Source organism: Veillonella sp. 6_1_27 (genome assembly GCF_000163735.1).
GTDB lineage: Bacteria > Bacillota > Negativicutes > Veillonellales > Veillonellaceae > Veillonella > Veillonella parvula_A.
Map to the genome: position 1 here is coordinate 761,129 of NZ_GG770215.1, position 8,552 is coordinate 769,680.

The 8,552-nt window shown below is 30.8% G+C and carries 7 protein-coding genes; 2 read left to right on the top strand and 5 right to left on the bottom strand.

Annotated features, from left to right (window positions below):
- The first annotated feature begins 154 nt into the window (after positions 1–154).
- Complete coding sequence (locus HMPREF0874_RS03585; RefSeq protein ID WP_008601532.1) at positions 155–433, top strand: hypothetical protein; 279 nt, start codon at positions 155–157, stop codon at positions 431–433.
- Positions 434–510: 77 nt separating this feature from the next.
- Here HMPREF0874_RS03585 and HMPREF0874_RS03590 read toward each other — a convergent pair whose 3' ends face one another.
- Genes HMPREF0874_RS03590 through HMPREF0874_RS03600 form a run of 3 tightly spaced genes read right to left on the bottom strand, consistent with a single transcriptional unit; the run spans position 511 to position 2,173 of the window.
- Complete coding sequence (locus HMPREF0874_RS03590) at positions 511–1,011, bottom strand: folate family ECF transporter S component (RefSeq protein WP_008601534.1); 501 nt, start codon at positions 1,009–1,011, stop codon at positions 511–513.
- Positions 1,001–1,348 carry a nitrous oxide-stimulated promoter family protein gene (locus HMPREF0874_RS03595; RefSeq protein ID WP_008601536.1) on the bottom strand — a complete coding sequence of 116 codons (348 nt, stop codon included), beginning with the start codon at positions 1,346–1,348 and terminating at the stop codon, positions 1,001–1,003. The genes HMPREF0874_RS03590 and HMPREF0874_RS03595 overlap by 11 nt, the downstream gene beginning before the upstream one ends.
- Before the next feature lie 9 nt (positions 1,349–1,357).
- On the bottom strand, positions 1,358–2,173 hold the full coding sequence (locus tag HMPREF0874_RS03600) for a class I SAM-dependent methyltransferase (RefSeq protein ID WP_039965069.1): 816 nt from the start codon (positions 2,171–2,173) through the stop codon (positions 1,358–1,360).
- Between the two features lie 419 nt (positions 2,174–2,592).
- Between HMPREF0874_RS03600 and HMPREF0874_RS03605 the strand changes: the two genes are divergently transcribed.
- Positions 2,593–3,009 (top strand): hypothetical protein, encoded by a 417-nt coding sequence (locus HMPREF0874_RS03605; RefSeq protein WP_039965070.1) that lies wholly within the window; start codon positions 2,593–2,595, stop codon positions 3,007–3,009.
- 194 nt (positions 3,010–3,203) lie between these two features.
- Here the strand turns inward: HMPREF0874_RS03605 and HMPREF0874_RS03610 are convergent, their stop codons facing one another.
- Together HMPREF0874_RS03610 and HMPREF0874_RS03615 are read right to left on the bottom strand one after the other, a co-directional pair.
- Positions 3,204–4,937, bottom strand: a complete 1,734-nt coding sequence (locus tag HMPREF0874_RS03610; protein WP_008601542.1) for a hypothetical protein — start codon at positions 4,935–4,937, stop codon at positions 3,204–3,206.
- A gap of 520 nt (positions 4,938–5,457) precedes the next feature.
- Positions 5,458–8,322 (bottom strand): DNA methyltransferase, encoded by a 2,865-nt coding sequence (locus HMPREF0874_RS03615; protein WP_008601544.1) that lies wholly within the window; start codon positions 8,320–8,322, stop codon positions 5,458–5,460.
- Between the last annotated feature and the right edge of the window lie 230 nt (positions 8,323–8,552).

Genomic DNA, 8,552 nt, shown 5'->3' on the forward strand with positions numbered 1-8,552 from the left:
TCTCAATATTGACATCAGATATATCTAAAAAATTGAATATCTTATCTAGATATGTTATACTCAGTAGTGTACCATATGTTGTGGTACATGAATATGTATAAAATCTCAAATTATAGAAATATATGTAGATTCTATTTTGAAAGGACTGAATATCATGAAAGAAATCTTAGGTTTCCATTTAAACGGTTGCCCTTATTGCGCCAATGCATTCCGTGCTATCGATGAACTCGTTGCAGAAAATCCTGCATACGCAGATATTCACATCAACTGGGTTGAAGATCAAGATGCTCATGAGCTCTTCAAAACTCACCCATATGAATACTATCCAAACTTGTGGTTCGACCTCGACAAACAATACGAGGCGCAACCTGGTGAAAGCTATGACCAAACAAAATCTTTAATCAAAGCTGTATTGGACAAAGCACTCGCGTAAAAGGCTATATTTACAAATAAAAATGCACCCCTAACATATAATCTAATGTTAGGGGTGCATTTTAGTATACTGTAAGATTATAGCTTTTTTTGTACCATAAACTTGCTGACTGCCTTATACACAATTAAAATCAGTGCAATTTCTAAAGGGAAACAAATGATATTTTTAATAAGACGTCCAATAAATATAGCAGATACTGCTTTGTTATAAAATATTGTAAGCCACATTGTATTCAATATCAGATGTATGCATACAGTAACAATCGTTTCCGGTAAAAGTAATTGTTTAAATGTAACATTACGACGGTGTAAAAAATATCCATACACATAGCCTACAAGAAATTCAGATACGATAAAGCCGGGAAAGAATACCCCTTGCCCAAATAGGGACATACCTATAAAACAGGCAATAGCAGCCATTATACCTGCTGCCATAGGCCCATAAAGAATGCCAAATATAGCGGTTGATAAAAATCCAAAGGTAATATGTATAAATGTAGTATGAATAGCAAATATATAAGATAGTAAGACCGTCAAGGCTACAAATACGCCTGTCTTTACAATCATATCAGTTTTCATAAGATGTACGGTTCCTTTTTCTATCCTTCCACTCTAAATACATATGACGAACAACTTGAATGGGTGATACAAATAACATTCTAGGTCCACCATAGCGCATGATTTCACGTATTTTCTCACGATACGTAGGAGCATAGCAATGCGTTTTACATACGCTACAGAAGGTTTTGCTTTCCATATGAGGACATACATCTATACGATGTTCTGCATATTGCCAAACTTTCTGACACTCCTCACAAAGTTGCCCTTTAGGAGTATGGTGCTTATTATGACAATAGATGCCAATAATTTGGTACATAGTTTTTAGTTCTAACTTACGTTTCTCATCAACCGTCATGGTTCTCTCCTATTTCACAGACCAAGAAACCCATGCCACCTTATCAACAGTCTTATTATGAATTTCTCCATCAATAGCTAGTGGTTCAATGAGATTTCTAATCTCTTCTTTCATGTCTTCCATGTCTCCCCATCCATTATTATGAAGTCGCATGGTAAAATAATTAACTGCCTTTTCAAGAGACATAACCTCTGTTTCAGGAACTGTTTTATAAGTTACTTTCACATTATGCCCCATCTCATAGATTGCATCTAAACACTCTTTCATCTTACCATCCCATGGGAAAGAATCACGACCAAAGAAATGTTCAGATAGCATATCTACCATTTCGTCACTGCGTTCGCTGAAAGCAATCCACAAGCATTTATCCTTACTTGCATCATGCATAGCGCGAATATTTTCTACATCAAACATAATTGGGCAGAAGATACTATATGCTAAGTCAAAGCTTTTATCCCAACCGAGTTCTCGACGAGTTTCATCAGACCAAGGGCCGATATATAAGCTAAGGTCTAAACCTTCTGACTCTGCCAATTGTTTAGCACCGCGAATCATGCCATCCGATAAATCTATGCCTGTCGCCTTATACCCTTCACGAGCTAAGCCCAATGCATAATCACAAACACCACAGCCTACATCAAGCGTACGACCATTCGCTGCAGGTAATAAATTTTCTTCCTTTAAGAAGGCTAAAAAATCAGTGACCTGTGCCTTGCGATCCTCGCGATTGTGCATTTCTACAAAGTATTCAGAACGATGGTTCCATGCATCTTGCTCATCACGCCAAACTTCGTTGACGGTAAGCTTTTGTATTTTATTTGTCATATTATCCCCTCTAAATAGCCACATCCCTATATAGATGAGCTATAGATACATATATAAGTAATTTTTCACTTAGTTAAATTCACTACGTAATTTAACGCTCCCCTATATGTCCTAGTGTTCCGGCTAGGATGTTCAGATTTTCATATAGCTATCCTTATTGTACATCATTCTCAAAACAAAATGTGTTACCCAAATCACATTTATTATGTTATTTCGATATTATTAAATATAAAACTCTATATCGATAGCTTATCAGCAACTCAACTCATGTAGTTATCTATCTCTAACTAGTTCATGCACATATCCCCATGTATTTCTCTCCCATTAATACATACAAATAGCACTTCAAAGTTGATTATATAAATTATTTCATCCGATACCTATTTTTATTATAATAGAAATAAAAAGGAGTTAAAAATATGGGAATCTATATAATAATCCTAATGTTTGTATTAGTCGGCATTGCTGTAGCTTTTGCTACTTATAACCTATCTATAATTAAATCCATGCCTCCTGAAGAACGTTATAAACTTCTTTACTTTAAAGATGATCAAGTGTCTATAGGCATTGGATTAGTAAAAAGAACCTATAAATTAAAAGATATTCGAGAAGTGCGTTTCTCCAAGGGAAAAAAATTCCGTAGTATGGGAAGCTGGGCAGGCAGAATGAAGATTTGCAAACTAAATGGTAAGACAAGTCGTTGGATAGAATTTGATGGTACTGTCTATTACAAAAAGATGGTATATATAACAAATGAAGAAATCATTGATAAATCAATAGACCTACTCATGAATGAATTTAGATCTAGAGGAATTCAGTGTAATAAATATAGATAATAACATATAAAAAGGCTTCTCGTAATTTTGAGAAGCCTTTTTATATGTAAATCTAATAGAATTTGAACCTGTAGAGCTAGTATCGGAATGTTATTACTATCCATTCATATTGATTATTCGAATACAGATAAAAAACATAATCTATTAATATCTAAAAGTATATTTGATTAATTAAATCAACAAACTTATAAAACTCAATCAGTTCTTCTATTAGACTTTTCATAAATTTCATATAAAGGATATGTTTTTAATTCCATTTGTCTCTGTTCTGGTATTTGATTGAAATAAGTATTTGCCTCTTCATATGATTTCATTAAAATACATGCACCCCATTTAATATTAATATCAGTAGAAATATCTAATAACTTTATAAGTTGCTTAGTATCGTTACTTGACATTTTCTCCTGTAAATACTTTATCATTAATAAATTTAATAAATCTATTTCACTAGAATTATTTTGGGATAATATTCCAGAGATATAGTATGCTATATTTAAAAATTCAATATTATTACTATTAAGATATGCACGAACTAACTCACAAATAAATCGTCTCAATACATTACAATGTGATAATAGTATATGGCTTGACAACTTTTTAAGTGCACTCTCTATTTTTGGGAGTGATAAATTCATCGCATTTATAAGAATACTGTAAGTAGCAAGAACAAATGCAGGTAGCCGTTGTTTTCCCTCTTCACCATACTCTAACCGTAAATTAAATAAATCAAAAAAACACGGTTCAGGGACATCCTGTTCAATTAGTAAACCTAATTGTAGAGATCCTATTTGAAGTAATTGTGGGCTCAAAACAGAGGAAGCTTTTGCAGTAGTTTTTTTACAATCAGAGAGTTGAATATATAAATAAGATAATTTATGAATTTCATTTTCTGTAAATGGTCTACTACTTATATCAATATCTAAAATCCCCTCTAATTTTTTTATATTATTAAGCATACTAATTAAAGTTTTTATTTCATTCAATGCATCTGCATTTTTCTCTACTGCTGCCCAATTTTTCTTATTCCAATAACAAGTACGTCCCTCATAAAAGTTCTTTAAAATCTCTAACGTAATTAAAGATTGAGTTATTGTACCATTGTTCAAATCATAAGAAAAATTTTGTGCTGACCTATAAGGGAAAATTTTTATTTGTTGGTTTAACTCTATAAATTGATCAGACTCTTGAGTGGTAAAATTAACTCTCCCTTGAGTAACTATACTCTTTTTTTTACCACTAAAATTTAGTTCAAAATCAAAGGGAATGGATAATTCACCTGGTTTTATCATTGATACTGGTGTAATCATACCAAACTTATCTTTATGATATGGTTGGACAAGTTCATCATTTAGTATAATTGAATTTAATGACTTTTTTAATGATATCTTACAAAAAAACTGACCATCAATATTTTGAATATCAATAAAGCTTTTTGCCCGCCCATTTAGTCCAATTTGCCATTTACTCTCTTGATAAAACGAGAATAAAGAACTATAAATAAACTTTTTACTTGTATGGAACTTATCTAGTTTTATAGAATATGACTTTTGACCTTTTTTACCTTTATCAAATAAATTCTGAATAAATACTGGTAATAACGATTTATAAAATACAATTTTTCTATTATCATCTATTACGAAAAGAACTGCTCCGCCATTCCTTCTATAATTATCTAAGTCATCACGTTCCATACGAAAAGATTCTTTACCAACCTTTAGGAGTGTCGTGCCCTTTACTTGAATAGGTATTGGGCCTATTAATTTACATTTTGTTAAATCGTCTGATCCCTGCTCATATAAAAATATATTACCATCCCATGATTGTCCTTTATCTTGTTCAGGAATATCATAATCTATATCCTTACATAAAGTTAATTGATTTTTTAAAACAAGCAAAGAATCTCTTTCTATTATTCTATTCCCTTTCATAATTGAACACCTCTTTATAAAGCTTTATCAAATGGGAAATAAATTCTACTTATATAATATTAGTTTTTAATTCATATGATCTAAAATAAATTGATTATTAGCTATAAGAGTCTCACATAAGTCTTTAGTATAATTAATCAATGCAAAATTAGAGAGAAAAATCAAAGAAATTTAATAGCTGATAATTATGTTCTTTAACAGAACAATCATTTTTCAAACTCATAAAACCTTACTATTTTCAATATTAAAATCTAAATGCTCAATCGATTTTAATACTCTCTAAAATTATATTTTCATAAATAACTACTACATGTATATAAGAAGACTCCACAATACTCATATCTACGCTTCATATTCATCGCCATTACCAAATAAGGCTTCTCGAAAATTCGAGAAGCCTTATTTGGTGCGCCTAGCAAGCTTGAAGCATTACACGAAAGTGAATATTATCCCTTTCCTCACTTATTCCTTTACTAATTTAAGCCACACTTTTATTCATACTATCTAAAACATTAATTTATTAATTAGATTTTTCTATATTATTAGATAACAATTTCTCATATAATGGTATTAAAAATTCTACTGCTTGGCTTTCTGTTTTTATAATAGAAAGATCCATACCATAAGCCTCCATTACAGCTTTATCATTATCTTGATGTGCTTTAGTCAGATCATAAAGTACTTGCATTCTTTTAGGAGAATATAAATCACCCAAACTAATACATTTATATTTAGCTCTGGTATCTAAAATTACTTTAGCTGTTTGCTCAATTTTTGTTTTTTGTAATACTGTGGGCTTAGGCCAAGGAAAGGTATTATATACAAATCCACTAGAGTAAGCATATCTTGATTCAAGCTTTCCACCAAATGTCTTCATCCAAGCCATATGAACATTAGATTCTAATACACCAAACTCATATAATGAACCATCATCAACCATATAAAGTTTATTAGATGCAATAACCTCTTTATCCAAATAAAGCATTGGAATATATTTTCGACTCTCTGAAGAATATTCCGGTATAGCAATATAATGGCTACCTTTAATTGAAGCTATACTTGCAAATAGCGTAGGTTTCTCTACTATCGAACTAGCATTACTTGTTTTATTTTTTGCCTTTGACAATCTATAAGATTTTACTGCATGTATCCGATTTAAAATTGGTGGACAGTTAAGATATAAATTGGGATCAGCATCTTTTAACCATATTACATATCGTTTTGTCCCCTTTAATAATTCTTTGCCACCAATAAATTCTTTAATCAAAGACTCTACTTCTGGATATTTCTTTAATAACTCATCTTTCTCATCACTAGTTAAAATAAAGTTTCCACCATCATTTGGCTTGCTTCCATAAAGGATCTTAGCTTGACCAGATAACGGTTTTGCAACACGCCTCATTAAAATATTGGGCGCATTAAGTAAATATGCATTAATATTTTTAACTTCTTGATAAGTTTGCTTATCAGAATATAAATACTTTTTCTGTATAGATTTAGAACTCTTGCATTGAAACCCAATTATAACTACGGTTACAGCAGCTTTTTTTGATGATTCGCTATCCCACTTAAAAGGTTGGTAGGCATATATTATCTCAGCATTATATTTATTCATTTCAGTCCATAAAGTACTGACTTGTTCGCCTTGAACAATACTATTCGTTGCTACAAATGAAACTTGGATATCACTATTAAAAACATATTTTGCAGCTTTTACAAACCAAGATGCAACAAAATCTAGTTGACCATACTTAAAGTTTGCACCAAATACATACTCTGAACTATTTTTTTGCTCTTGAGATTGTTTAGATCTACCTCTAAAAGGCGGATTACCAATAATATACTTTAAATCTTTATTCGAAATTATAGTATTCCAGTCAAGTTTTAATGCATCCCCTTCTACTATATTGTTATATGCTTTTAAGGGAAGATATGTATCATTACTATAAATAATTTCTTTAGTCTTCTCCATTAATTGACTTTCAGCAATCCAAAGTGCTGTTTTTGCTACCGATACAGCAAAGTCATTTAATTCAATTCCAAACATTTGTTGAATACTAACTTTAATAATACTATCAGTCATAACTGATAGCATACTTTGTTTACCATATATAAGACTAATTGCTTCATTCTCAAGATTCCGTAGAGATATATATGTTTCCGTTAAAAAATTCCCTGAACCGCATGCAGGGTCTAAAAAAGTTAAAGATGCTAACTTCTCTTGAAATATTAATGCCTTGCGTTTCTGAGCTGCTGGTTGTTTTATCAGATTAATTTCATTTAGCTCTAATCTTAAATCATCCAAAAATAATGGGTCTATAACCTTATGTATATTTTCAATAGAAGTATAATGCATCCCCCCCTCTCTTCGTGTCTCAGGATTAAGCGTGCTTTCAAATACTGCTCCAAAAATTGTAGGACTTATTTGTGACCAATCAAAACTTGCACTAGCACTATCTAGGATTAGTACACGTAACTCATCAGTAAATTGGGGAATCTCCATTTGATTATCCTCAAACATACCACCATTTACATAAGGAAAAGCAGCCAAATCATCATTCAAATAATGATCTCTCTTTTCTACTGGAGTATTTAAGACATTAAACAAATCAATAAGTGCTCTTCTGATATGCTTTGTTTCAAATTGTGCTAAATAATCATGAAACATTGATTTAGAACCAAATATTCCCGCATCTTCAGCATAAAGACAAAATACAATACGTACACATAGCTGATTTATTGCATGTAATGATGAAATTAGTTCAGGATTTTCATATTGTGTATAAAGTAAATCATATATTTTCCCTACAATCTCACCCGCAGCCATAGAAATCTGCATTTCTCTTTCTAAGTGAGTGTTGTCTACACAGGTTAGAAATCCTAATCTAGTAAATTCAGTATCAAGGTTCTCTAATTTTATAATATGAGGTTCTGCATTTGGAGTGCGCATATCATAAACATGAAACTCTTTAAAATTTGAAACAACTATTTTTGAAGGCATCTCATCAATACCTAATGAATATGCATATCTTTTAGCTTGATCTATAGGGCGTAATTTTTGCCCATCAGATTGAGTTACCCCTTTATTCAAATCTACATTTGGTCCTTTTTGTTCAATTAGGACTTTTGTGGACTTAATATATGCATCAATTCGCCCTTTATAAGATTTATCTCCTGCAGTTATAGATGAAAGCATTTTATCAAGCTCTATAGGTTTCTCAAAATTTATATAATTAACAGCATCAGATATTCCAAAAACGTTAGTTAATAAATCTATCCAAAATGCATCTTTTAACTGTACTTCATTATGCTTATTATCTAAAATATCAATCCATTTATCTTTAAATGTTTTTGCAGCTCGTTTTTGTTCATTATGTGTTAACATATATTTCCCCAATAAATATAAATCAATCTACTATCGATAAAACACCTAAGTTCTATCTATTATAACATTTATTTCTGCAACAAAATATGAGTCTCAATATATGTGTGATAATCAATAAATTTTTTTTGTTAAGTTTACATTGTTCACTAATATTTATATAAATTATATTATATAAAACTTAATCATTTATTATATTATTAAAAAAAATCTACTATTACATTATATATACA